We start from the raw sequence: 24,054 nt of genomic DNA on the forward strand, positions 1-24,054 counted from the left end.
CGGGGGGTAGGGCATGGGCACGGAGCACGATCGAGAGCGCAAGGGAGCAGTGAACGGGCCGCCGGCGTCGACGCGGAAGCGCTCGGAGCGGCCGGGGTCGATGCCGGTCGTGCCGAGCATCGACGTCGAGGAGGACGAGACCAGGTACCTGGCGCCGATCGGCCCGACGGAGCCCTCGGACGACCGCGAGACGCACTCCTCCGAGGCGCACGCCCCGGTCGTGCCGGTGACGGCCGAGGAGCTGCAGCGCCAGATCCGGGAGCTCGAGGCGCGGCTCAAGGGCGTGCTCGCCGGGAGCGCCTCGCAGGACGCGAGCGGCGGGGCCGCGGGCGGGCCCGAGACCGAGAGGAGCCCCCGCGAGGGCGGCGCGCCCGCGGCGCACGGCGGTCGCGGCGGTTACGGCGGCCACGGCGGTTACGCATGTTACGCCAGCGAGCCGCCGCTGTCCGAGCCCGGGACCGCGCGAGACGTCCTGTCGACCGATTTCTACCTGCGGCAGTGGGGTCGCGCCGGCCTGCGCAGCCGCTCGGAGGAGGTCGACGAGTTCGGCTTCGATCCCAAGTACGAGGCCCGGTACAGGCCGCTCTTCGACTTCCTGTACCGGCACTACTTTCGGATCGATCTCGAGGGCGTCGAGCACATCCCCGGCGAGGGGCGGTGCCTCATGGTGTCGAACCACTCGGGCGGTCCCATCCCGTACGACGGGCTCATGCTGCGGGCCGCGGTGCGGCGCGAGCACCCTGTGCGCCGGGAGCTCCGCTGGCTGGCCGACGACTTCGTGTACTACCTGCCGTTCGCCGGCACGATCATGAACCGGCTCGGCGCCGTGCGGGCCTGCCCGGAGAACGCCGAGCGGCTGCTCGCGGGCGAGCGGCTCGTCGCGGTGTTCCCGGAGGGGGCCAAGGGCAGCGGCAAGCTCTACAAGGACCGCTACCAGCTCCAGCGGTTCGGTCGCGGCGGGTTCATCCGGCTCTGCCTGCGCACGCGCACGCCGCTCGTCCCGTGCGCCATCGTGGGGGCCGAGGAGACGAACCCGCTCTTCTACCGGGTCGAGCACGTCACGCGCGCGCTCGGCATCCCGTACCTGCCGATCACCCCCACGTTCCCCGCGCTCGGGCCGCTGGGCCTCGTGCCCGCGCCCACCAAGTGGAAGATCCGCATGGCCGAGCCGGTGCGGTTCGACGCCTACGGCCCCGAGGCGGCGGACGACCAGATCCTGGTGCGGCGCCTCGCCGAGCGGGTGCGCGCGACCATCCAGGGGCTCCTCGACGAGACCCTGGCCACCCGGAAGTCGATCTGGTTCGGATGAAGCAGGCGTCGCCGGCGGCTCCTCCACCGATGCCCGAGCACGCCACGGAGGCGGCTCCGCCCCCCGCGCCCGAGCGGGCGGCGACCGGGAGGCCGCGCCCCGACGGCGTGCTGGTGATCGACAAGCCGCGCGGTCCCACCAGCCACGACGTCGTGGCCCGGCTGCGCCGCGCCCTCGGGGTGAAGCGCATCGGGCACGCCGGCACGCTCGACCCGATGGCGTCCGGCGTCCTCGTGGCGCTCGTCGGCGAGGCCACCAAGCTCGCCCCGTACCTGACGGCGCAGGACAAGCGCTACACGGCGCGGGTCGTCCTCGGCGTCGGGACGGACACCCTCGACGCCGACGGGGAGGTCACGGCGGCGCAGCCGCTTCCGGCGTGGCTCGACGCGGAGCTCGGCGCGCTCGCCGGGGCGGGCGGCCCCCCCGGCGCCGAGGCGCTCGCGGCGGCGGCGCCGCGCATCGCGGCGGCGCTCGACGCGGAGCTGTCGCGGCGGGAGCAGACGCCGCCCGCCTACTCGGCCATCAAGATCGCGGGGCAGCGCAGCTATGCCCTCGCGCGCGCCGGCCAGGCGGTCGAGCTGGCGGCGCGGGCCGTCGAGGTCCGGTCGCTCGCGGTCTCCGGCGCCTCGCGCGGCGGCCCCGGCGCGCCCGACGCGGTCGCCACCCTCGACCTCGAGCTCGAGGTGAGCAAGGGCTACTACGTGCGCTCGCTGGCGCGCGACCTCGGCGCGCACCTCGGCGTGCCCGCGCACCTGTCCGCGCTCCGCCGCACCGCGAGCGGCGCCTTCACCGTGGCGCGGGCGGTGCCCCTCGACGCCGGCGCCGACGCGCTGCGGGCTTCCCTGCGCCCGCTCGCCGAGGCCGCCGCCGAGAGCCTCCCCGTCGCCCGCCTGACCGAGGACGGCGCGCGGCGCGCCCGCCTCGGACAGCCGCTCACCGGCGCCGACTTCTCCCTGGCTCCTGCGCAACCTGGCCCCGCTGTCTGGCTCGATCCGGACGGACGCGTCGTCGCGCTCGGCGCCCCGGAGGCCGCCGAGGGCGCCGACACCGAGGGCGCCGAGCGCTCGCCTGCGCTGCCCGAGCCCCGATTTTCCGTCCTGCGCGGTTTTTCTGAGACGGCCGATGTCCGTGGAAATGCTGCTCGGTAGGGGAAAAACTACAGGAGAGGGCAATTCCCTGGACTTCGGCAGATCCACGGATCATGTCATTGGACGAGCTCGGCGCAGACGGCCGAGCCTGGGAGTCTGTCTTGCATCGAGTCCGGAGAATGCGCGAGGATCCGTCATCTCCTGAGATTTCGCGCCCGGGTCCGGTTGCGCTCCCCTCGCCTGTTCCGTTACGATTCGTCCGTTAGGAGCCTCGGTTTGAGTCCCGATATCGTTCCATTGCCAGCGCTCGGCGCTGCAGTTCTCTCCGCTGTACTTGGCTCGCTGTTCGTCGGCGCCGACACCGCACTGACGACGCTGAGCGCGACGAGGCTCGGCGCGCTGATTGAGCAGTCGACGGGCCCCACGAAGGCCGCCTACGAGCGGATTCGTCAAGAAGACGCCAAGCTTCGCTCCCGTTACCTGCTCGGCTGGGTCGTATCGACCAGCCTGACCGCCGCCTGCTTCGACCTCTTCTTCCGTCGGAGCTTCCCCGAGGTGGCCCTGGTGCTTGGGCTGGCGACGACGATCGTCGTCAGCGGGGCCCTGTACGAGGTGAGCTCGACGCTGGGCCGCAAGCACGCCGATCGAGCGGCGTCGATGGCGGTCCGCTTCTTGCGCCCGCTGGAGATCGCGATGCTGCCGCTCGCCGTGCCGCTCGGCTGGATCGGCTCCAAGCTGGGGCCGCGGGAGGGGGAGCAGCCGTCGGATCCGCGGGTCGCCGAGGCGGAGGTCGAGATCCTGGTCGATGAGGTCGAGCGCTCTGGCCTGTTCGGGCGAGAACCGGCGGAGATGATCCGGAATGTGCTCGAGTTCGCCGATCGCACGGCGCGGGACGTCATGGTGCCGCGGTCCAAGGTCGAGGCGATCGAGATCTCCACTCCGCTCGAGAAGGTGCTGGAGATCGTGACCGAGAGCGGTCACTCCCGGTATCCGGTGTACAAGGATCAGATCGACAACATCGCTGGTCTTCTCTACGCGAAGGACCTGTTCAAGGTCCTCGAGGAGCGGCGGCTCAAGAACACGACGCTCCGGGAGATCACGCGGAGCCCTGCCAACTTCGTCGCCGAGTCGCAGCCGCTCTCCTCGCTGCTGCGGGAGATGAAGAGCCGGCGACAGCACCTTGCCATCGTGGTCGACGAGTTTGGCGGGATGTCCGGGATTGTCACCCTGGAGGACGTGCTCGAGGAGATCGTGGGCGACATCCGGGACGAGCACGACGAGACGGACGACGGGGCGGCGATCCAGGATCTCGGAGACGGCCGTCTGGTCGCCGACGCGGCCGTGTCGATGAGCGATCTCTCGGCGTACCTGGGCGCGGAGCTCGACCGGGAGGGGAAGTACGAGTCGCTCGGCGGCATGCTCACACAGCATGTGGGCAAGGTGCCCGAGGTGGGCACGGCCGTGAGCAAGTTCGGGTTGCGCTTCATCGTGCGGGACAGCGACGAGCGTCACATCGGCAAGGTGGAGATCGTCCGTCCGCGAGCGATGGGCGCCGGCGGGGCGGCCTGAAGCGGCCGAGTCCGACCGGACGGACCGCCTGAAGCGGTCGAGTCGATCCGTACGGATGGCTTGAATCGGCGGCCGTCGCACGGGAGCGGCCTTGCCGAGCCGCCCGGCTTTCTGCTCTGCTCTGCCGCGGCCGAGCGGCGCGCGCCCGCACAGGAGACGGGCCCAGATCGGCGTTTTCGGCGCACAGGCGTACTCTCGTACGCCGAGCACCGAAAACGCCGAGGTGGGCCCGTATCCGAAGCGGGCGCGCGTCGCTCAGCGGGCGAGGGAGATTTTGCGGAGCTCGTTCGCGAGATCGTCGCCCTCTTTGATGAGGCCGGGCGTCTCGGTGGCGGGGTTGTCCTTGTTGCCCTCAAGGAGCTGGCGGACGTCGATCATCGCGCTGCGCAGCTTGAAGACGATCTGCTCGCTCGTGAAGGCAGCCACCGACTGGGGATCGACCGGAAGGACCTGCAGGTCGCCGCCGGCGAGATCGCCCTTCGTCCAGCGGGTGGCCTCCTTCTCGGCGGGCTTCAGGCCCTGCTGCGTCCGCTCGAGGCGGGTCACCGTGTACTTCGCCGGCCAGTCCTTGCCGAACGGGAACGGCGCCTTGTTCGGAACGAGCTCGGCCAGCGTCTTGTCGCCGTCCCGGCGGAAGACCACCGAGAAGTTCACCACCGGCTCGTCCGCCTCCTTCCACGACTTCTCGACGGGACCCTGCGCCGCCGCGAGCAGGTTCTTGAGGCTGTCCTTGGTCTTGTTGAGATCCTGGACGGACGTGGTGTAGGCGAGCAGCGAGCGCATCACCCGGCCCGGGAGGCTGCCGATCTGCTTCCCCTCCAGGTTGGTGGCGTCGAACGGGACGTTGATCGCGCCGAGCTCGGTCGTGAGCTGCGCGGGGAACGTCTTCTGCGCGAGCTGCGCGGCGGCGTCCTCGAGCTTCTTGTTCAGCTCCTGCATCTTGTCGTTCGCGGCGCGCACGTCCTTCTCGAGCGCCGCGGCGCCCTCGACGGCGGCCTTGCCGCGATCGCCGCGCTCCTTCGCGCCGCCGACCGCGAAGCCCACGGCGATGCCGACCACCGCCGCGAGGCTCGCGTAGAGCGCCGTCTTCTTCGAGGCCTTCCGGCGCTCCTGCTCGACCTCCTCGCCGACCTCGACCTTGATGGTCTGCGCGGCCGCCGTCGGCTTCGGCGGGGGCGTCGGGATCACGGGGCGCGGCTGCGCCGCGAACGGAGGCAGCGGGATGCCTGGAGAGATGCCCGGCGGGGGCGCGATGCCTCCCACGGACGGCATCGGCGGCCGCGCGCTCGGCGAGGGCACGCCACCCGGGACCGGGCTCCCGTCGGGCGGCGGCCCCGATCCGGGCTGCGGGCCAGGCACGGGGAGGGGGACGGCCGCTCCCGGTGCCCCGCCTATCGACGTTTTGCCAAGCCGAGCCTTCAGATCGATTTTGCTCTTCTTCTTTTCTTCAGCCATCGGCTCCTCGGGGACGGGATCGCTGCACCACTTCGCCCTGAAACTTCCAGCCCGCCCGAGGGAACCGACCCACCACGGCCCGAACCGGAGCTGCTCCCGCGCGAGCGGCGACAGGAGGTGACACGGGCCGGCCTCCAGCGGACCGACATGGGAGCGGGCAGGAAAAGATCAGCAACACAACGGGAGCGCCGGGCGAGCGGACGACCCGCCGGGCACGTTAGCGGCGCGCCGCCTGGAATGTCAACGCGATGGCGATGCTGGCGCGGGATGTGTTTCGGCAGGCGATCGCCAGGCCGCTCCGCCGCCGCGCGACGCCGCTCCGCCGCCGCGATCCGCGGCAGCGCGCTCGCCGGGGTGTGAGGCCTCTCCCGACCGTGACGCAGGCGGTCATCGGCAGCATGGCCCTCCGCGGAGGGACCGGGTAGGAAGCAGGGGCGCATGGTCTCGTTCAAGTTCGGCGGGGGTCGGCAAGCGCCGCCCCCTTCTTCCCCCGGCGAGGACCGGCAGGCATCGCCGCCGCGACGACCGCCGCTCCGGATGGAAACCCGCCGGGTGACGAGCTTTGATGGAACCGACCTCGCCTACCGAGTGACGCCGCCGCCGTTCGAAGGGGCGAAGTCGGTGGTCCTCGTCAACGGGCTCGGCGGGCCCTACCTCGCCTGGCGGGCGCAGATCGAGTACCTCGCCGACCAGTACCGCTTCATCACGTGGGACTACCGCGGGATGTACGCCTCGAAGCGCCCGTCGCCGGACGCTCCGGACGCCTACGCTGTCGCGCGCCACGTCCGCGACCTGGAGGCGATCCTCGAGGCCGAAGGGGTCCGGCACGGCTCGCTCATGGCGTGGAGCATGGGTGTCCAGGTCGCGCTGGAGGCGTTCCGCCGGCTGCCGGGGTTCGCCGCGAACCTGGTCCTGCTGAACGGAACGCATCGCCCGCCGCTCGAAACGATGGGGCCGCTGCCGGGCCTCGGGCGGCTGTTCCCGCCGCTCGTGGCGCTCGCCGCGCGCGCTCACACGGCCACGAGCCGCATGACGCGCCGCACGATCGGCCAGGCGGACGCCGTGCCGTGGTTGAGGCGGCTGGGGATGCTCGGGAAGACGCTCGACAGCGAGGTGTTTGCGGAGCTGGTGGAGCCGTTCGGCGGCGTGGACCTGGAAGCGTTCCTCCAGAACCTGCGCGCGCTGGGGACGCACGACGCCGAGGAGGTGCTCGAGCACGTCGACGTCCCGACGCTGCTCATCACCGGCGACCGCGACGCGTTCACGCCCCGGGCGCTGGTCCAGTCGATGGCGCGGCGGATTCCGCTGGCCGAGATCCTCGTGGTCCGCGGAGGGACCCATACGACCGCGCTCGAGTTTCCGGAGCTCGTCTCGCTCCGGATCGAGCGGTTCTTCGCGGATCACGGGTTCTAGGTACGCGCACGCGCACGAAGAGGAGCACGGGGGACGGGAGACGGGAGACGGATACCGGCGGGGGCTCGCCTCTTACTTCCGCAGCAGATCCGCAAACGGATTGTTCCGGAATCCCCCCGCCGAGCCGCCCTGCCCCTTCCCTTGCCCCTGGGCCGGCTTGCGGCCGTCGTTGCGGCCGCGCGCGTCGCCGGCAGGCGGGCCGCCCGCCTGGGGACGCGCGCCGGCGGGGGCGCCGCCCTTCTTCGCCGTCAGCGAGATGCGCTTCCGCACGAGGTCGACCTCCAGCACCCGCACCTTGATCTTCTCGCCGACCTTCGCGACCTCGTTCGGATCCTTCACGAACCGATCCGCGAGCTGCGAGACGTGCACGAGGCCGTCCTGATGGACGCCGATGTCGACGAAAGCGCCGAACGCCGTCACGTTCGTCACCACGCCCTCGAGCTCCATGCCCGGCTTGAGATCCTCCATCGTCCGCACGTCGTCGCGGAACTTCGGCGGCTCGAACGTGGCGCGCGGGTCGCGCCCGGGCTTCTTCAGCTCGCTCAGGATGTCGTTCAGCGTGAACGAGCCGACGTCGCCGGACTGGTACTTCTTGGGATCGATCCGCGCGATCGCCGCCGTGTCGCCGATGAGCGACCCGACCGGCACGCCGAGATCCGTCGCGATGCGCTCGACGAGGCCGTAGCGCTCCGGGTGCACCGCGCTCGCGTCGAGCGGGTGCTCCCCTCCCCGCACCCGGAGGAAGCCCGCCGCCTGCTCGAACGTCCGCGGGCCGACGCCGGCCACGTCGAGCAGCCCCTTGCGGCTCTTGAACGCGCCGTGCAGGTCGCGGTGGGCCACGATCTTCTTCGCGAGGCTCGGGCCGATGCCGGCGACGCGGGCGAGCAGCGGGGCGCTCGCGGTGTTGAGCTCGACGCCGACCAGGTTGACGCAGCTCTCCACCACCTCGTCGAGCTTCCGCGCGAGCAGGCCCTGGTAGACGTCGTGCTGGTACTGGCCGACGCCGATGCTCTTCGGATCGACCTTCACGAGCTCCGCGAGCGGATCCTGCAGCCGCCGGGCGATGCTGATCGCGCCGCGCACCGTGAGATCGAGGTCGGGGAACTCCTCGCGCGCGACCTCGCTCGCCGAGTAGACGCTCGCGCCCGCCTCGCTCACCGGGACGCAGAACATCTCCTTCAAGCCCTCCGACGCGAGCACGTCCTTCGCGAACGCCTCGGTCTCGCGGCCGTGCGTGCCGTTGCCCACCGCGACCGCGCGGAGCGGGTACTTGCGGCAGATGCGGCGCAGGTCCTGCCGCGCGCGCTCGAGCGCGTCGCTGCTGCCGACCAGGTAGATCGTCGTGTGCTCGAGGAGCTTGCCGGTCTCGTCGACGACGGCGCACTTGCAGCCGGTGCGCTGGCCCGGGTCGATGCCGAGCACCGCCTTCGTGCCGAACGGCGCGGCGAGGAGGAGCTCGCGGAGGTTCTGGGCGAAGACCTCGACCGCGGCGCGGTCGGCCTGCATCTTGAGGTCGACGCGCACGTCGCTCTGCACCGCCGGGAGCAGGAGCCGCTTCACGGCGTCGTCCGCGGCCTTCGTGAGCTCGCCGGCCCACGGCGATTTCGGCTTCAGCCCCACCGCCGCGTGGATGGGCGGGACGAGCGGCTCGGGCGCGAGCTCGATCGCGGCGCGGAGCACGCCCTCGGCCTCGCCGCGGCGGATGGCGAGGTAGCGGTGCGACGGGATGTTCGCGACGGGCTCCTCGAAGCTCGCGTACATGTCGAACTTCGTCTGCTTGCCCTCGTGCTCCTCGTTCTTCTGGACCTTGATGACGCCCTCCTTCGCGTAGGCGTCGCGGACCAGCTTGCGCACGTCGGCGTGCTCGGCGATGCGCTCGGCGCAGATGTCGCGCGCGCCGGCGAGGGCGGCCGCCGTGTCGGGGACCTCCTTCTCGGCGCTGACGAAGGCGCGGGCCTCCTCCTCGGGGCTGCCGTCCTCCACCTGCGACCAGATGCGATCCGCGAGCGGCTCGAGCCCCCGCTCCTTCGCGATGATCGCGCGCGTGCGGCGCTTCGGCTTGAAGGGCAGGTAGAGGTCCTCGAGCTCGGCCTTGGTGCGGCAGGCGCGGATCTTCGACGCGAGCGCGTCGCTCAGCTTGCCCTGCTTCTGGATCTCCGCGAGCACCGTGGCGCGGCGCTCCTCGAGCTCGAGGAGGTAGGCGCGGCGCTCCTCGATCGCGCGGATCTGCACCTCGTCGAGCCCGCCGGTCGCTTCCTTGCGGTAGCGGGCGATGAACGGCACCGTCGCCCCCTCGGCGAGCAGCTTGGCCACGGCCGAGACCCCCTGGCGCGGGAGGCTCAGCTCCTCGGCGAGGAGCGGGACGGGATCGAACGAGCCGTCCGTGCGGCTCGGGACAGCGACAGGGCTCTGCGTCTCAGTCATGGGCGCGGCATACGCGCAGGGTGCACGCGCGTCCAGGCTTGACTTACATAGCCCGGAAGCGCGGCGCGCGCGCACCGCAACGAGCGTAGCCACCCGGCAATTTCGGCAACCTCACGCGACCGCTGCGCCGTGGTCGCCGCAAGGTCGGCGACGCTCGCGCGACCGCTTCCCTGTGCTCGCCGCAAGGTCGGCGACCTTGGCGCGACCGCTGCGGCGTGGTCATTCCAAGGTCGGCGACGCTCGCGCGACCGCTTCCCTGTGCTCGCCGCAAGGTCGGCGACCCTCGCGCGACCGCCGCGCCGTGGTCGAGCGCGGGGCTCGCCAGCGGCGAGCCCGTCTCGCCGCGTCCGTGCGGAGCACTTTTCGCCCCTGTGACGACCCGCTTATCCTCCAGGCAGAAGACCCGCTGAAGCGAGGAGACACAATGCCCAAGGCACCTGCGAAGAAGACACCCAGAAAAGAGAAGACGAGCGCTGACAGGAAGACGGCCAGCGAGGGCGCGGCGCGTCGAGCGGCGTCCAGCGAGATCGAGGGCTCGGCCGAAGCAGCGGCCGATTTCCTGCAGGAAGCGCGGGGCATCCCCGCGCGCGAGATCCGGCCGCTGCGCGCCGACGCCGCGCTCATCCATCACAACATCAGCGTAGGGCTCGACGCCGTGAGCTCGCGCGAGGCCGACCTCTTGAAGCTCCCGGCGCCCTTCGACCTCGACGCGATGCGATCGCTCCGGCGCCTCGCCCTCGGCCTGGTGTATGCCGCGGCGCAGGTCGATCGTTCGTCGCCGGGCACGGCGAAGAAGCTCCTCAAGCGCGCGCACGAGCTCCGCGACGTGCTGCTCAGCGCCGCCGTGGCGCTGATGAAGGCGGGCGTCCTGCCCGCGCAGAGGGTGAAGAAGATCATGGCCGGCTCGGGGGCGCGCGACATGGTGCAGGACTGCGTCGACCTCGCGCAGCTCTTCCGCGACCACGCCGCGGAGCTCCGGGGGAAGACCGCGGTGACGAGGGCGCAGATCGACGAGGCGTCGACCGTCGGCAACCAGCTGCTCGCGCTCCTCAAGCCGAAGGGGGCGAGGGCGAAGACGCCGGCCGCCGTGAAGGACGCGGTCGAGGCGCGCGATCGGCTCTGGACGCTGCTCAGCCTGCGGCACGAAGAGCAGCTGCGCCGCGCCGGCATGTGGCTCTGGGTCGACAAGGTCGACGAGCACGTCCCCCCGCTGCTCTCGCGCGCGGCCCGCAAGGCGAAGAGGCCGAACGGCGACGGAACCGGCGAGGGTGTCGGCGACGGCATACGGGACGGGGGCTGAGACGAAAACCGGCACCTGCTCGCGTGGCCCCGGCATTGGGCGCGCGCGGCGTGCAAGCTCGGCATGGTACGCTTGACAACCCCCAGGAACGCTGCACGTCGTGAAGCCGGGTGCCATGGCCAAAGCCAAAGAAAAACGGGCGGAGAAGCCGCCGCAAATCACGAGCGTCTTCGTGGGCGGCTTCAAGTCGCTGCGCGACCGGACGGAGGTCGCGCTGCGCCCGCTCACGCTGCTCGCGGGGAGGAACAGCTCGGGCAAATCCTCGGTCATGCAGGCGCTCCTCCTGCTGAAGCAGACCCTGGACGCTCCGTTCGATCCCGGGCCGCTCCGCCTCGACGGCCCGAACGTCCGCTTCACCGACGTCGAACAGCTCTTCTGGCGAGGCGCGCGGAAGGGCGACACGGCGCAGGAGTTTTCGATCGGGTTCCGTGGAGTGGACTGGTCGCACGGACCTCGCACGGGATCACGGCAAGAGATGTCCCTCGTCTTCCGACGCGGAGACCGGCCGCATGACATCGCCCTCGATCGGCTGGAGTTCGACGACCTCGATGCCTTCCCCAAGCACCAGGGAGTTCTCCGCGAAGAGATGAGCTCACGAGAGCTGCGAGCCTTGAACAAACGTTCCAGGCTCGCGACTCCGGTGAATCCAAGCATCAAGCTTCAGCTGGGGGTCCAGAGAAATCGGTGCTTTCTCGCTGTGACTTTGACGGGCCCTGGCGGGTATGACTGGGGATCCATCCTTCCTCCGCAATGGCTGGGCCCTGCGGTGCCGGGTCATATCGAGCGCATGATTCACCTCCCCGGGCTGCGCGGAAACCCCGAGCGCTCGTATCCGCTCACGGAGGTCGGCCGCTCGTTCCCGGGGAGCTTCCACCACTACACCGCCAGCGTGATCGCGTCCTGGCAGGAGCAGAAGGACGTGAGGCAGCGCGAGCTCGGGGAGTACCTTGCGCTGCTCGGCCTGTCCTGGAAGGCCGAGGCGCGCCGCATCGATGCCACCCACGTCGAGGTTCGGGTGGGACGGCTGCCCTCGCCGGCTCCGGGCGGCGCCAACGACCTCGTCAACGTGGCCGACGTGGGCGTCGGGGTCTCCCAGACGCTTCCGCTCCTCGTCGCCCTCCTCAGCGCAGACCCGGGACAGATCATCTACGTCGAGCAACCCGAGATCCACCTGCACCCGCGCGCGCAGGTCGCCCTGGCCCGATGTCTCCTGGAGGCGGCGCAGCGCGGCGTCATCGTGGTCGTCGAGACTCATAGCAACCTGCTCCTGAAAGGCGTGCAGCTCGAGGTAGCCCGGGGAGCGGATCCGACGCTCGTCAAGCTTCACTGGTTCGCCCGCGACAAGGCGGGGGCCACGCACGTGACCGCTGCGGACCTGGACGAGCAGGGAGCGTTCGGCGACTGGCCGGAGGATTTCGCCGACGTGGAGCTGGATGTAGAGAGCAGCTACCTCCGCGCCTCGCTCCGGGCAGCCGGCGCGTGAGGAAGAAGCGGGCCGTAGCGATCGTGGTCGACACGTCCGTCGCGCGCTCTTGCGGCAAGCAAGGCGCCGCGGACCTCCATGCCCTTGCATGCCTCGACGCGCTGATCGCGCTGCGAGAGGCCGGCCTCATGCTGGCGATGTCCCCCGCCCTCCTCGCCGAGTGGGAGCGCCACTGGAGCTCGTTCGCTCGGCGCTGGTTCTACAAGATGCGCTCGAGCCGACGGGTCCGGGACGTTGCGCCCGAGCAGCACGGGCCGACGCGAAAGGCCGCGAAGGCCTTGCTCGACAAGGATGCACGCCAAGCGGTCGCGAAGGACATGCTCCTCGTCGAGGCCGCCCTGGCCACCGATAGGCGCGTCCTCTCGCTCGACGAGAAGGTGAGGAGGCACTTCGCCGTCCTCGCCGCCTCGGTCGCCGATCTGCGCAGCGTCCACTGGGCGAACCCCACGAGCACCGACTGCGTCGCCTGGCTCGCGGCGCAGGCGCCGGACGACCCTGTCTGGAAGCTCGGATCGCCGCGGTGAGGCGCACGCCGCGCCTCACCCGCCCGCCGCGATGACCTCGCCGTCGCGCAGCACGGCCAGGGCGCGCGGCGCGCCCCAGGGCTGCACGATCGCGTTCTCGTGCGGCAGGTCCCAGACGGCGAGATCGGCGCGGAGGCCCGGCCGCACGGCGCCGCACACGCCGGCGAGGCCGAGCGCGGCCGCCGCCTCGCGCGTCGCGCCCAGGATCGCCTCGGCGACCGTGAGGCCGTAGAGGCGCACCGCGAGCGCGAGCGCGAGCGGGAGGCTCTCGGTCGGCGCCGTGCCGGGGTTCGCGTCGCTGCCGACGATCATCGGGACGCCGGCGGCCCGGAGCGCGGCGACGGGCGGTGGCTCCTGCCGCAGCGTGAAGCTCGCCACCGGCAAGAGCGCGGCGGCCACGCCCGCCCGGGCGAGCGCCGCGATGCCCGCGGGCGCGACGTGCTCGAGGTGATCCGCCGACGCGGCGCCGAGATCGGCCGCGAGCTCGGCGCCGCCCACGTCCGCGAACTGCCCGACGTGCACGCGCACGCCGAGCCCGAGCGCGCGCGCCCGCTCCAGCACCGGCCGCGCCTCGGCGACCGAGAACGCGCTCCGGTCGATGTAGGCGTCGACGTAGCGCGCGAGGCCGGCCGCGGCGGTCGCGGGCAGCCAGGAGCGCGCGACGACGCCGGCGTAGGCGGCGCGATCGCCGCCGGCCTCCGGCGGCAGCGCGTGCAGGGCGAGGTACGTCGGCACGACGCGGGGCAGGCGCGCGTCCCTCCCCGCCTCGGCGACCGCCTCGAGCTGCTTGCGCTCGGAGGCCTCGTCGAGGCCGTAGCCGCTCTTCGCCTCCACGGCGGTCACGCCGAGCGCCGCCATCCGGCGGAGGCGGGCGCGGAGCGCCCCGGCGAGCTCGCCGGCCGTCGCGGCGCGCACCGCGCGCATGCTCGCGACGATGCCCCCGCCCGCCGCGGCGATCGCCTCGTAGTCGCCCCCGGCCATGCGGACCGCGTACTCCGCGTCCCGCGAGCCGACCCAGGGCGCGTGCGTGTGGCCGTCGACGAGCCCGGGCGTGACGACCCCCGCGGCCTCGATCGCGACCGGCACGCCGGCCTCGGGCCGCAGCACCTCGCGCCGCGGCCCGACCGCCTCGATGGCGCCGCCCCGCACGACGATCGCGGCGTCCTCGATCACCCCGAGCGGGTCGCCGGCCGAGGCGCGGGACGGATCGCACGTGACGAGCCGGCGCGCGACGATGGCGAAGGCGCGATCGGGGCGCCGCGCGAGCTCCGCCGGCGCGGCCCCCGCCGGCGCGGCGTCCGCCGGCGCGCCCCCCGGCGGCGCGGTCACGTCGCCGCCCCGGCCGCGAGCGCGGCCTGCGCCCGCTCGATGTCCGCGAGCACCGCCCGCGACGCGGGCCCGCCGACGACCTCGGCGAGCGCCTCGGGCGAGTCGACCGGCCGCGGCGGGCACCGCCGGCGCAGCTCGAGGCAGCGGCCGGCCGCCTCGGCGCAGCGCTCGCGAAAGCGCGGATCGCGCTCGGCCCTGCGCACGAGCGCCTCGTGCGCGCGATCCTGCAAGTCCTCGTCCTTGCAGACGAGCAGCGCGTCGCAGCCCGCCTCGATCGCCGCGGTGGCGGCCTCCTCGACCGGATGGTGCGCCGCGATCGCGGCCATCTCGAGGTCGTCCGAGAAGAGCACGCCCGGAAAGCCGATCTCGCCGCGCAGGAGGCCGGTGCAGACGGCGCGGGAGAGCGTCGCCGGCACGCCCGGATCGAGCGCCTCGACGACGATGTGCGCCGTCATCAGCGACGCGACCCCGGCGCGGCAGGCGGCGCGGAACGGCGGCAGCTCGATCTCCTCGAGGCGGCCGCGGCCGTGGGCGATGGTCGGGAGCGCGAGGTGGCTGTCGAGCGCGGTGTCGCCGTGCCCCGGGAAGTGCTTGCCGCACGCGAGCACGCGCTCCTCCTGGAGACCCTCCAGGAACGCGACGCCGCCCTCCGCGGCGGCGCGCGGGTCGCGGCCGAACGCGCGATCGCCGATGATCGGGTTCGCGGGGTTCGAGTCGACGTCGAGCACGGGGGCGAAGTTCAGGTTGATGCCGGCGGCCCGGAGCTCGGCCGCGACGGCGCGCGCCGCGCGGCGCAGCAGCGGGAGATCCATGAGATCGCCGAGCGAGCGCATCGGCGGCAGCTTCAAGAACGGCGCGGGGAGCCGCGTGACGCGGCCCCCCTCCTGATCGATGCCGAGGAAGGGAGGCCGATCCGGGCCGCACGCCGCGGCGAGCGCCGCGGAGAGCCGCAGCGTGGCGGCCATGTCGGGGACGTTGCGCCGGAACAGGATCGCGCCGCCCCTCCGCCCCTCGACGAGCGCCCGGAGGTACCGGGGCGGCGGCTCGGCGCCGTCGAAACCGCCCACGATGAGCTGACCACACAGGACCTCGAGCGCCAGATCGAGCTGCACCGTCCACCACCTCTCGCGCGGCGCAGGCGCGTGGCTGGCCGCAGCGTCCGTTCGTAAACGACTCGGGCCGACGAGGCCACTTTTGAGGGGCGCGCCGGCCGGGAGCCACGCGCCGCGGCCGGCCCCGTCAGAACCGGAGCGCGATCTTGCCGAAGTGTCCGCCGCTCGCCATGTGATCGAGCGCCTGCCGGATCTCGGCGAAGGGGAACACCCGGTCGACGACCGGCCGGAGGCCGCCCGCCGCGATCGCGCGGTTCATGTCCTCGAACATCGCGCGCGAGCCGACGAAGATGCCCTGCGCGGTGATCTGCTTCATCAGGAAGGGGAACAGGTTGAGCGCCGGCGCGCCGCCCGAGAGCACGCCGATGAGGCTCACGCGCCCGCCGATCCGCACCGCGCGGAGCGACCGGGCGATCGTGCCCTCGCCGCCCACCTCGACCACGTGATCCACCCCCGCGCCGCCGGTGAGCGCGAGCGCCTGCGTGTCCCAGTCGGGCGTCGCGCGGTAATTGATGGTCTCCGACGCGCCGAGCGACCGCGCGCGCTCGAGCTTCTCATCGCTGCTCGAGGTGACGATGACGCGGGCGCCCGCGAGCCGGGCGAGCTGGAGCGCGAGGATCGAGACGCCGCCCGTCCCCTGCACGAGCACCGTGTCCCCCGCCTTGAGGTGGCTCGACGCGAAGAGCGCGTTCCAGGCGGTCACCGCGGCGCACGGCAGCGTCGCCGCCTCCTCGTCCGTGAGGTGCGGCGGGACCGCGACGACCCCCTCCTGATCCACGAGCACCTGCTCCGCGAGCACCCCGGGCAGCTCCCCGCCGAGCGCCCCCTTCGTCTTGGCCCAGGAGATCTCCCCGTCGATCCAGCGCTGGTGGAAGATCGGGGACACGCGATCGCCGACCTTCACCCGCGTCACCCCCTCCCCCGCGTCGATCACCTCGCCGACCCCATCGGAGAGCGGGACGAGCGGCAGCGAGAACTTCGGGTTGTAGAGGCCCTTCGTCACGAGCAGATCGCGGTAGTTGAGCGACGCGGCCTTCATCCGGAGGACGATCTGCCCGGGACCGGGCTTCGGATCCGGAAGGTCCATCGGGCGGAGCGCGTCGAGGCCGAACGAACCCTGAATGGCGAACGCTTTCATGCGGATCCTCCTTGAGCGGAGGTGGCTATCTCATGAGGGCTGGACTCGGTCAACGCGGCAACGCGAGCGTCAGCGCGGGCGGCGCCGCGCGTCGCGCATCGCCTGGGCGGCGAGCCAGAGGCCGGCCGCCATCACGAGCGCCGTGCCGAGCAGCTGGCGCGCCGACGGGATCTCGCCGAGCCAGGCCGCGGCGAGCACGTGCGAGAGGACGACCCCGACATAGCCGATCGCGCCGATGCGCGCCGCGTTGTCGAGCGCGTAGGCGCGCGTCATCGCGAGCTGCGCGAGGCCGCCGGCGAGCCCCGTCCCGACCAGCAGGACGAGGCCGAGGGCGTCGGGCGCCCGAAAGACCGGGATCGACAGGGCGATCATCGCGGCGCTCGCCACGAGCGAGAAGTGCAGCGCAATCGACTCGGGGCTCGCGCGCGTCCCGCTCCCGCCGATGCGGCGCAGCCAGATCATGGCGAACGCCGAGAAGACGGCGCCGAGCGTGGCGACGAGCGCGACCTCGCCCGCGATCGCGAGCCGCGGCGCGGCGACCAGCGCGACGCCGGCGAAGGCGAGCACGGTCGCGAGCCAGAGGCGCGGGCTGCTCCGCTCGCCGAGCATCCGCGGCGCGAGGAGCGCGACGAAGATCGGGCTCGTCGCGCCGAGCGTGACGGCGTCGCCGAGCGCGATGTCCGGCGTGCCCAGCGTGTAGAAGCTGCAGAGCATCGCGCCGGTGCCGCAGAGCGAGCGCGCCCACGTGAGGCGCCGGTCGCCGCGGCTCATGGAGAGCGGCGCCCGGCGGACGAGCGCGACGCCGAGCGCGGTGGCCGCGCCCACGAGCGTGCGGGAGGCCGCCACCTCGGGCCACGGGGCGCCCGCCGACGAGAGCCGCGCGAGGACGTTCATCGCGGCGAAGAGCGCCTGGGCCAGGATCATCCACAGGACGCCCGCGGTCGGGTGCGCCGCGCGCCCCTCGCGCTCCGCGGCGAGGACGATCGCGGAGGCCCCGGGCGGGTGCGCGGCGACCGCACCCTGTGACGACGACGACGACGTGCTCACGAGGCGCATCGCTTACCACCTCGCCGCCGCGCACGCCGCCGCGCGCGCGAGGGCGGCGCTCCCTGGTGCGCGCGCGACAGCGAGGCGCTACCGTCGAAGTGATGCGCGCGATCACGAGGAGAGGTCGAAGAGCAGGAGCGATGTGCGGCCGGCGGGAGCGCTGGCGCGGGGCGCCCTGGCTGGGGCTCATCGCCGCGGGCGCCCACGCGCTCGGGTGCGGCGCGAGCGCCGGGAGCGCGCCGGCCGAGGGGCCGCCGTGGGACCTGACCGCCGAGGCGGCGGCGGAGGAGGGCGCGCGGCCCTCGGGCGGCGAGGCCGCGGGCGCCGAGCCCGGCGGCGGCGGCCCGGCGCAGGCCGCGTCGGCGCCGCCCGCGCCGGGGAAGCTGATGACCCGCGCGGAGGCGGGGCGGTACGTGCTCGAGCTGGTGAACCGCGATCGGAAGGCGCACAAGCTGCCGCCCGTCCGGTGGGACGAGACCGCGGCGCGCGCGGGGCGGCGGCACGCGGAGGACATGGTCCGCGTGGGGTTCACCGGCCACTGGGGCAGCGACGGCGCGGTCCCGGAGGAGCGCTACACCGCGGCGGGCGGCGAGGGCTTCGTCATGGAGAACGCCGGCTGCTTCGCCGACGCGATCCCGCGCGAGCTCGACCCGGACCCGCGCTTCTCCACGGAGAGCCTGGAGCGCGTCCACCACGCCTTCATGAACGAGAAGCCCCCGGCCGACGGGCACCGGCGCAACGTGCTCACAGCGTCGCACACGTCGCTCGGGGTCGGGCTCGCCAAGGCCAAGGGGCTCGACATCGCCTGCATGGCGCAGGAGTTCGTCGACGACTACGGGACGTACCAGCCGCTGCCCAAGCGGGCCAAGGTCGGCGAGGTGATCCGGGTGGCCGGCGAGATCGACGCGCTGGCGAAGATCGCGGGCGTCGGGATCTCGCGGGTCGAGGCGGGCAAGCCGATCCCGCCGGAGAAGCTGCTCAAGATGGGCGGATATGCGATCCCGCCGCCCTACGCGACGTTCTTCCCGAAGGGCTTCAAGACGCCTATTCCTCTTCAGGTGAACGGCAATCGATTCGACATCCAGGTCCCGCTGGACGACCGGAAGCGCCCAGGCCTCTACGGCGTCAGCGTCTGGGCGACGTTCCCCCCCTCGAACGAGCTCAAGATGGTCTCGCTCCGCACGATCGACGTCGGCGGCAAGGGAGGCGCGCGGTGAACCACAGCCGCCCCCCCGCGTCCTCGGCGTCGGAGGAGCTCGACGCGGTCAAGGTGCTCGATCACTTGGTCCGCCGCGCGGTCTCGATGGGCGCGAGCGACATCCACGTCGAGCCGAAGCGCGACGGCATCCGCGTGCGCTACCGCGTCGACGGCGTGATGGTGGCGCAGGGGCAGATCCCGATCGAGATCGCGCCCGCGCTCACCTCGCGCGTCAAGGTGCTCGCGCGGATGGACATGACCGAGCGGCGCCTGCCGCAGGACGGCCAGTTCAGCCTGGAGCTCTACGGCCACCCGCTCATCCACCTGCGCGCCTCGACGTTCCCCGCCATCCACGGCGAGACGCTGGTGATGCGCGTGCTGCTCAGCCACCAGCTGATCCCGCTCGACAAGCTCGGGCTCTCCGAGGGCGACCTGCCGCGGGTCCAGGGGCTCGCGGACCGCGCCTCGGGGCTCATCGTCGTGTGCGGGCCGACCGGGTCGGGCAAGACGTCGACGCTCTACTCGCTGATCAAGGTGATGAAGACCAGCGAGCTCAGCATCGTGACCCTGGAGGACCCGATCGAGGTCGAGTTCGCCGACATCACGCAGGGGCAGACCAACCCGAGGCAGGGCTTCACGTTCGCCACGGGCCTGCGCGCGATCCTGCGGCAGGACCCGGACGTGATCATGGTCGGCGAGATGCGCGACCCCGAGACGGCGCAGATCGCGCTGCAGGCGAGCCTCACGGGGCACCTCGTGCTGTCGACGCTGCACACCTCGGACGCGGTCGACACGGTCGCGCGGCTCGTGGACCTCGGCGCGGAGTCGTGGATCGTGGCGAACGCCCTGCTCGCGGTGCTCGCGCAGCGGCTCGTGCGGCGGCTCTGCGAGGAGTGCGCGGAGACGTACGAGCTCGAGAGCGACGTGACGGGCGAGGAGGACGAGGTCCTCATCGAGAAGGGCGCCGAGCTGAAGCGCGCCGTCGGGTGCCAGTCGTGCCACCTGACGGGCTACCGGGGCCGGATCGGGCTGTTCGAGATGCTGGAGCTCGACGACGACCTGCGGGATCTCGTCAAGGCGCGGGCGGGGAAGCGCGCCTACCGGGAGGCCGCGCGCAGGGTGGGGCTCGTCCCGCTCCGGGAGGCCGGGCTCGCCCGGGTGAAGGAGGGCATCACCTCCCTGGACGAGGTGCTCCGCGTGACGTGACGCTCGTCAGACGCAGCCGCGCGCAGCGAGCGGCGCTCGTCTGACGCAGCCCGCGCGCGGCGCGCGCCGCCGGTCAGGTGGCCTGTGAGGCGCCGTCGTCGACGGCGTTCTCGGCGATGACGCCCTTGTACCAGAGCGCGCTGTCCTTCGGGATGCGGCGCTGGGTCTCGTAGTCCACCCAGACGATGCCGAACCGCTGGGAGTAGCCGCGGTCCCACTCGTAGTTGTCCATCAGCGACCACACGAAGTACCCGGCGAGCGGCGCCCCGGCGTCGATCGCGCGCCGCGCCGCGACGAAGTGATCGCGCAGGAACTTCAGCCGCTGCTCGTCCGGGATGCGGCCGTTCTTGTCCGGCCCGGTCGAGTAGGCCGCGCCGTTCTCCGTCACGTAGAGCTTCGGCACCCCGTACTCCACGTGCAGCCGGATGAGCAGCTGCCGCAGGCCTTCCGGGTACACCTCCCAGTTCATCTCGGTCTGCTCGGACGCGGGCGCGACGTGCACCGTCCTCGGCAGGTTCTGCTCCTCGGGTACCGTGGTGCTCCGCAGCACCGCCCGGGAGTAGTAGTTGAGGCCGAGGAAGTCGCACTGCGTCGCGATGATCTCGAGATCGCCCGGCTTGCACACGGTCAGCCCCTCCGGCGGGAGGTAGCCCAGCTTGATGTAGTCCGCGATCATGTCCGCCGGGTAGTGCCGGCCGTAGAGCGGATCGAGAAACCAGCGGCTGAAATACCCGTCGTAGTGGCGGGCCGCGTCGTAATCGGCGGCGCTCGGCGACGCGGGCATCGCGTAGTTCATGTTCAGCGTGATGCCCACCTCGGCGCCGGGGCAGTTCTTGCGCAGCACGGGCACCGCGAGGCCGTGCGAGAGCAGGAGGTGGTGGCTCACCGTCAGCGCCTTGCCGAAATCGCGCATGCCCGGCGCGTGGATCCCCTTCTCGTAGCTGAGGAACGCCGTGCACCACGGCTCGTTGTGCGTGATCCACTTCTTGACGCGATCGCCGAGCTTCCGCGACACCACGTCGGCGAACTCCACGAACGCGTCGGCCGTCGAGCGGTGCAGCCAGCCCCCGACCTCGTCCTGGAGCACCTGCGGCAGATCCCAGTGGAACAGCGTCGCGTACGGCTCGATCCCGGCCTCGAGCAGGCCGTCCACCAGCCGGCTGTAGAAGTCGAGCCCCTTCTGGTTCACCGCGCCCCGGCCGTTCGGGAGGATGCGCGGCCACGCGATCGAGAACCTGTAGGCCATCAGGCCCAGGCTCTTCATCAGCGCGATGTCCTCAGGCCACCGGTGGTAGTGGTCGCACGCGACGTCGCCGTTGGTCCCGTCCGTGATCTGGCCGGGCGTCTTCGCGAAGCGATCCCAGATCGACTCGCTGCGCCCGTCCTCGCTCGTGGCACCCTCGATTTGATAGGAGGACGTCGCGGCCCCCCAGACGAACTTGTCGGGAAATCTCAGAGACGGCATGTTGTGTCGTAATTCTCCTCAGACAGGCACGGCCTCGACGGAGGCGGGCACCTTGCGGTCGTAGTGCGCGGAGGGCGCGACCGAGCCGGGCGAGTAGAGGTGGCAGCGGACCCAGTGCCCCGAGCCGACGTCGACGGCCGCGGGCATCGCCTCCCGGCACGCGTTCATCACGCTCGGGCAGCGATCGGCGAACGGGCACCCCGGCGGCGGGTTGATGAGCTTCGGCGCGCCGGAGCGGGCCGGGAGCTCGCTGCGGATCGAGCCGCTCGGGTCCGGCACCGCCGAGAGCAGGAGCTTCGTGTACGGGTGCGCCGGCTGCTGCATCAGCTCCTCGCTGGGCGCGCCCTCCACGATGTGCCCGGCGTACATCACCATCGTGCGATCCGCGACGTAGCGCGCGCTCGCGATGTCGTGCGTGATGTAGAGGTACGAGATGCCTCGCTCCTCCTTGAGGCGCTCCATCAGGTTGAGGACGCCCATGCGGATCGAGACGTCGAGCATCGAGATCGGCTCGTCCGCGAGGATCACGCTGGGATCCACGGCGAGGGCGCGGGCGATCGCGACGCGCTGCCGCTGGCCGCCCGAGAGCTGGTACGGGTACTTGGCCGCGACCTCCGCCGGCGGGTTCAGATCGACCGTCTTGAGCAGAGCGTGCACCTTCTCCCGGAGGATCGCGGCGTTCGGCGCCTTGTTGTGGAGCAGGAGCGGCCGCTCCAGGTGGTAGCCGATCGTGTGCACCGGGTTCAGCGAGCCGAACGGATCCTGGAAGATCATCTGCACCTGCCCGCGGTAGGCGAGCGAGGCGCGGTTCGGCTCCTCCTTCAGCACGTCGCGACCCTTGAACAGGATCTGTCCGCTGCTCGGCGGCATCAGCCGCGCGAGCAGCCGCGCGATCGTGCTCTTGCCGCTGCCCGACTCTCCGACCAGCGCGATGACCTCACGCTCGGCCAGCGAGAACGAGGCGTCGTGCAGCGCCCGGAGCTGCTGCGTCCGCAGCCCGCCGCCGACGGGGAAGTACTTGGCGAGGCGCACCACGTCGAGGACAGGCGAGACATAAGGTTGCGTCATCGTCATCGTCAGTAGAGGTGGCAGGCGCCGCGGTGCTCGGGCGCGATTTCACGGAGGACGGGCAGCTCGTTCTGGCAGGTCGCGAACGCCTGCGGACACCGGGGGTGGAAGCGGCAGCCGGGCGGCGGGTTGCGCATGTCCGGCGGCGAGCCCGGGATGCCCTGCAGCTTGCGGCGCGGCCCCCGGACCGAGGGGAACGACCCGAGGAGCCCCTGCGTGTACGGGTGCTTCGGATCGCTGAACAGGTCCTTGGCGCGGGCCGTCTCCGCGAGCTTGCCCGCATAGAGGATGGCGATGCGCGTGGAGAACTCGGCGATGAGCGAGAGGTCGTGCGTGATGAAGAGGATCGAGAAGCCCAGCCGGTCCTTGAGGTCGGCGATCTGCTGCAGGATCTCCTTCTGCACGACCACGTCGAGCGCCGTCGTGGGCTCGTCCATGATGAGGAACGGCGGCTTGAGCGCCATGGCGATCGCGATCACCACGCGCTGGCGCATGCCACCCGACAGCTGGTGCGGGTAGCTCGCCAGGCGCGACGTGTCGATGTTCACGAGCTTGAGCAGCGCGGCCGCGCGCTCCATCGCCTGCGCCGGCGTCACGCCGTCGTGCGCGATGATGGGATCCGCGATCTGCTCGCCGATCGTCAGCACCGGGTTGAGCGCGGTCATCGCGCTCTGGAACACGAGCGCCATCTTCCGCCACCGGAAGGCGCGGAGCTGCTCCTCGGTCATGGACAGGACGTCCTGCCCGGCGAAGAGCACGCGTCCGCCCGTGATGACCGCCGGCGGGCGGAGCAGCCGCATGATGGCCATCGCCACCGTCGACTTGCCGCTCCCCGACTCGCCGGCGAGGCCGAGCACCTCGCCCGGGGCGATGTCGAAGGAGACGTTGTCGACCGCGCAGACCGGACCCGTCGGGGTCATGAACTCGACCCGCAGATCCTGAACCGAGAGAATCGGACTAGGCGCCATGAGCCCTCACTACCGGCGTTGACGGACCAGCCGCGACCTTGCGGCTCTTGAGCATACGCGACCAGGCCCCTTCCGCGCGGAGCCGCGGGTTGGAGATCTCGTCGATGGCATAGTTGATCAGGGTGAGCGCGAACCCGACGAGCGCGACGCACACGCCGGTGGGCACGATGGTCCACCACGCGCCCGTGAGGAGCGCGGCGTTGTTGCTCGCCCAGTAGAGGTTCGTCCCCCAGGTGATGGCGCTCAGATCGCCGAGCCCGAGGAACTCCAGGCCGACCTGCGCGCCGATCGCGTAGATCGTGGCGCCGATGAAGCCGGACATGAGGAGCGACGTCATGTTCGGCAGGATCTCGACGAAGATGATGCGCGCGCTGCCCTCGCCGCTCACGAGGGCCGCGGAGACGAAGTCCTTGTCGCGCAGCGCGAGCACCTGCGACCGGAGCACGCGCGCGTTCCACGCCCAGCCCGTGAGGACGAGCACGAACAGGATCGTCATCGGCCCGGCCGGCAGGTAGGCCGCGATGACCACGGCCATCGGCAGGCCGGGGATGATCAGGAACACGTTCGTGAGCAGCGAGAGCACGTTGTCGATCCAGCCGCCGAAGTAGCCTCCGGCCATGCCGATCACCGCGCCGATCGCCATCACGGCGAGGCCCGTGGCGAAGCCGACGGCCAGCGAGGTCCGCGCGCCGACGATCGTCTGCGCGAGCACGTCCTGCCCCTGGCCCGTCGTGCCGAAGAGGTGCTCGGCCGAGGGCGCCTCGTGCGGCATGCCCACGAACGCGTGCGGATCCTGGCGCACGAACGTGGGGCCGAGCAGCGAGAGCAGCAGGAAGAAGAGCACGATGAGCGTGCCCACCATCGCCTTGCGGTTCGAGAGGAGGAGGCGGAACCAGCCCGCCGCGCGGGAGACGCCCCCGCTGTTGCTTTGTTGCGCAGCCATCGCTTCTCCTGGAGC

Annotated in this window: 19 protein-coding genes; 9 read left to right on the forward strand and 10 right to left on the reverse strand. The window is 72.0% G+C overall.

Annotated features, from left to right (window positions below; all coding sequences use genetic code 11):
* Nucleotides 1-13: 13 nt before the first annotated feature.
* From WMF20_RS25185 to WMF20_RS25195, 3 genes are all read left to right on the forward strand, one after another.
* On the forward strand, nucleotides 14-1,309 hold the full coding sequence (locus tag WMF20_RS25185) for a lysophospholipid acyltransferase family protein (RefSeq protein ID WP_437604501.1): 1,296 nt from the start codon (nucleotides 14-16) through the stop codon (nucleotides 1,307-1,309).
* Nucleotides 1,306-2,457 carry a tRNA pseudouridine synthase B gene (locus WMF20_RS25190; RefSeq protein WP_437604502.1) on the forward strand — a complete coding sequence of 384 codons (1,152 nt, stop codon included), beginning with the start codon at nucleotides 1,306-1,308 and terminating at the stop codon, nucleotides 2,455-2,457. The genes WMF20_RS25185 and WMF20_RS25190 overlap by 4 nt, the downstream gene beginning before the upstream one ends.
* 216 nt (nucleotides 2,458-2,673) lie before the next feature.
* The gene (locus WMF20_RS25195; RefSeq protein ID WP_437604503.1) at nucleotides 2,674-3,966 is read left to right on the forward strand and encodes a hemolysin family protein; all 1,293 of its coding nucleotides are present in this window, start codon (nucleotides 2,674-2,676) and stop codon (nucleotides 3,964-3,966) included.
* 255 nt (nucleotides 3,967-4,221) lie between these two features.
* On the opposite strand, the gene WMF20_RS25200 is transcribed toward WMF20_RS25195, so the two are convergent.
* Complete coding sequence (locus WMF20_RS25200) at nucleotides 4,222-5,238, reverse strand: formin (protein ID WP_437604504.1); 1,017 nt, start codon at nucleotides 5,236-5,238, stop codon at nucleotides 4,222-4,224.
* 621 nt (nucleotides 5,239-5,859) lie between these two features.
* On the opposite strand from WMF20_RS25200, the gene WMF20_RS25205 reads away from it, so the two are divergent.
* Nucleotides 5,860-6,834 carry an alpha/beta fold hydrolase gene (locus WMF20_RS25205; RefSeq protein WP_437604505.1) on the forward strand — a complete coding sequence of 325 codons (975 nt, stop codon included), beginning with the start codon at nucleotides 5,860-5,862 and terminating at the stop codon, nucleotides 6,832-6,834.
* 72 nt (nucleotides 6,835-6,906) lie between these two features.
* On the opposite strand, the gene WMF20_RS25210 is transcribed toward WMF20_RS25205, so the two are convergent.
* Nucleotides 6,907-9,258, reverse strand: a complete 2,352-nt coding sequence (locus WMF20_RS25210) for a Tex family protein (RefSeq protein WP_129576803.1) — start codon at nucleotides 9,256-9,258, stop codon at nucleotides 6,907-6,909.
* 424 nt (nucleotides 9,259-9,682) lie between these two features.
* On the opposite strand from WMF20_RS25210, the gene WMF20_RS25215 reads away from it, so the two are divergent.
* The 3 genes from WMF20_RS25215 to WMF20_RS25225 all read left to right on the forward strand — a co-directional run bounded on the left by WMF20_RS25215 (nucleotide 9,683) and on the right by WMF20_RS25225 (nucleotide 12,565).
* Entirely contained in the window at nucleotides 9,683-10,558 is an 876-nt protein-coding gene (locus WMF20_RS25215) for a hypothetical protein (RefSeq protein ID WP_437604506.1), read from the forward strand.
* A gap of 115 nt (nucleotides 10,559-10,673) precedes the next feature.
* A complete protein-coding gene (locus tag WMF20_RS25220) occupies nucleotides 10,674-12,041 on the forward strand; it encodes an AAA family ATPase (protein WP_437604507.1) in 1,368 nt (455 codons plus the stop codon).
* Nucleotides 12,038-12,565, forward strand: coding sequence for a hypothetical protein (locus tag WMF20_RS25225; RefSeq protein WP_437604508.1), 528 nt, complete (start codon nucleotides 12,038-12,040; stop codon nucleotides 12,563-12,565). The genes WMF20_RS25220 and WMF20_RS25225 overlap by 4 nt, the downstream gene beginning before the upstream one ends.
* 15 nt (nucleotides 12,566-12,580) lie before the next feature.
* Here the strand turns inward: WMF20_RS25225 and hutI are convergent, their stop codons facing one another.
* From hutI to WMF20_RS25245, 4 genes are all read right to left on the reverse strand, one after another.
* Nucleotides 12,581-13,894 carry an imidazolonepropionase gene (gene hutI / locus WMF20_RS25230; RefSeq protein WP_437604509.1) on the reverse strand — a complete coding sequence of 438 codons (1,314 nt, stop codon included), beginning with the start codon at nucleotides 13,892-13,894 and terminating at the stop codon, nucleotides 12,581-12,583.
* Nucleotides 13,891-15,006 carry a beta-N-acetylhexosaminidase gene (nagZ, locus tag WMF20_RS25235; protein WP_437604510.1) on the reverse strand — a complete coding sequence of 372 codons (1,116 nt, stop codon included), beginning with the start codon at nucleotides 15,004-15,006 and terminating at the stop codon, nucleotides 13,891-13,893. Before nagZ ends, hutI begins: the two co-directional genes overlap by 4 nt.
* 127 nt (nucleotides 15,007-15,133) lie before the next feature.
* Nucleotides 15,134-16,144: a zinc-dependent alcohol dehydrogenase family protein gene (locus WMF20_RS25240; protein ID WP_437604512.1), complete on the reverse strand. Its 1,011-nt coding sequence runs from the start codon at nucleotides 16,142-16,144 to the stop codon at nucleotides 15,134-15,136.
* 69 nt (nucleotides 16,145-16,213) lie between these two features.
* The gene (locus WMF20_RS25245) at nucleotides 16,214-17,200 is read right to left on the reverse strand and encodes a DMT family transporter (protein ID WP_129576806.1); all 987 of its coding nucleotides are present in this window, start codon (nucleotides 17,198-17,200) and stop codon (nucleotides 16,214-16,216) included.
* A 131-nt stretch (nucleotides 17,201-17,331) separates the two neighbouring features.
* Here WMF20_RS25245 and WMF20_RS25250 point away from each other — a divergent pair, with 131 nt between their 5' ends.
* Both WMF20_RS25250 and WMF20_RS25255 read left to right on the forward strand, forming a co-directional pair.
* A complete protein-coding gene (locus WMF20_RS25250; protein ID WP_437604513.1) occupies nucleotides 17,332-18,408 on the forward strand; it encodes a CAP domain-containing protein in 1,077 nt (358 codons plus the stop codon).
* On the forward strand, nucleotides 18,405-19,595 hold the full coding sequence (locus tag WMF20_RS25255; RefSeq protein ID WP_129576807.1) for a GspE/PulE family protein: 1,191 nt from the start codon (nucleotides 18,405-18,407) through the stop codon (nucleotides 19,593-19,595). The genes WMF20_RS25250 and WMF20_RS25255 overlap by 4 nt, the downstream gene beginning before the upstream one ends.
* Before the next feature lie 73 nt (nucleotides 19,596-19,668).
* Here the strand turns inward: WMF20_RS25255 and WMF20_RS25260 are convergent, their stop codons facing one another.
* Genes WMF20_RS25260 through WMF20_RS25275 form a run of 4 tightly spaced genes read right to left on the reverse strand, consistent with a single transcriptional unit; the run spans nucleotide 19,669 to nucleotide 24,039 of the window.
* Nucleotides 19,669-21,060: a GH1 family beta-glucosidase gene (locus WMF20_RS25260; protein WP_129576808.1), complete on the reverse strand. Its 1,392-nt coding sequence runs from the start codon at nucleotides 21,058-21,060 to the stop codon at nucleotides 19,669-19,671.
* An 18-nt stretch (nucleotides 21,061-21,078) separates the two neighbouring features.
* Entirely contained in the window at nucleotides 21,079-22,134 is a 1,056-nt protein-coding gene (locus WMF20_RS25265) for an ABC transporter ATP-binding protein (RefSeq protein ID WP_437604514.1), read from the reverse strand.
* Nucleotides 22,135-22,136: 2 nt separating this feature from the next.
* Nucleotides 22,137-23,048 (reverse strand): ABC transporter ATP-binding protein, encoded by a 912-nt coding sequence (locus WMF20_RS25270; RefSeq protein WP_437604516.1) that lies wholly within the window; start codon nucleotides 23,046-23,048, stop codon nucleotides 22,137-22,139.
* Between the two features lie 37 nt (nucleotides 23,049-23,085).
* Nucleotides 23,086-24,039: an ABC transporter permease gene (locus WMF20_RS25275; RefSeq protein ID WP_437604517.1), complete on the reverse strand. Its 954-nt coding sequence runs from the start codon at nucleotides 24,037-24,039 to the stop codon at nucleotides 23,086-23,088.
* Nucleotides 24,040-24,054: the final 15 nt, after the last annotated feature.

Source organism: Sorangium sp. So ce834, assembly GCF_051521425.1.
GTDB lineage: Bacteria > Myxococcota_A > Polyangia > Polyangiales > Polyangiaceae > Sorangium > Sorangium cellulosum_D.

Bases quoted from the DNA above. Each gene is read 5' to 3' on its own strand.
- WMF20_RS25260 (WP_129576808.1), bottom strand. From the start codon at position 21,060: ATGCCGTCTCTGAGATTTCCCGACAAGTTCGTCTGGGGGGCCGCGACG.
- WMF20_RS25200 (WP_437604504.1), bottom strand. From the start codon at position 5,238: ATGCCGTCCGTGGGAGGCATCGCGCCCCCGCCGGGCATCTCTCCAGGC.
- WMF20_RS25205 (WP_437604505.1), top strand. From the start codon at position 5,860: ATGGTCTCGTTCAAGTTCGGCGGGGGTCGGCAAGCGCCGCCCCCTTCT.
- WMF20_RS25250 (WP_437604513.1), top strand. From the start codon at position 17,332: ATGTGCGGCCGGCGGGAGCGCTGGCGCGGGGCGCCCTGGCTGGGGCTC.
- WMF20_RS25240 (WP_437604512.1), bottom strand. From the start codon at position 16,144: ATGAAAGCGTTCGCCATTCAGGGTTCGTTCGGCCTCGACGCGCTCCGC.
- WMF20_RS25185 (WP_437604501.1), top strand. From the start codon at position 14: ATGGGCACGGAGCACGATCGAGAGCGCAAGGGAGCAGTGAACGGGCCG.
- WMF20_RS25220 (WP_437604507.1), top strand. From the start codon at position 10,674: ATGGCCAAAGCCAAAGAAAAACGGGCGGAGAAGCCGCCGCAAATCACG.
- WMF20_RS25245 (WP_129576806.1), bottom strand. From the start codon at position 17,200: ATGCGCCTCGTGAGCACGTCGTCGTCGTCGTCACAGGGTGCGGTCGCC.
- WMF20_RS25265 (WP_437604514.1), bottom strand. From the start codon at position 22,134: ATGACGATGACGCAACCTTATGTCTCGCCTGTCCTCGACGTGGTGCGC.
- WMF20_RS25210 (WP_129576803.1), bottom strand. From the start codon at position 9,258: ATGACTGAGACGCAGAGCCCTGTCGCTGTCCCGAGCCGCACGGACGGC.
- WMF20_RS25275 (WP_437604517.1), bottom strand. From the start codon at position 24,039: ATGGCTGCGCAACAAAGCAACAGCGGGGGCGTCTCCCGCGCGGCGGGC.
- WMF20_RS25270 (WP_437604516.1), bottom strand. From the start codon at position 23,048: ATGACCCCGACGGGTCCGGTCTGCGCGGTCGACAACGTCTCCTTCGAC.
- WMF20_RS25190 (WP_437604502.1), top strand. From the start codon at position 1,306: ATGAAGCAGGCGTCGCCGGCGGCTCCTCCACCGATGCCCGAGCACGCC.
- WMF20_RS25215 (WP_437604506.1), top strand. From the start codon at position 9,683: ATGCCCAAGGCACCTGCGAAGAAGACACCCAGAAAAGAGAAGACGAGC.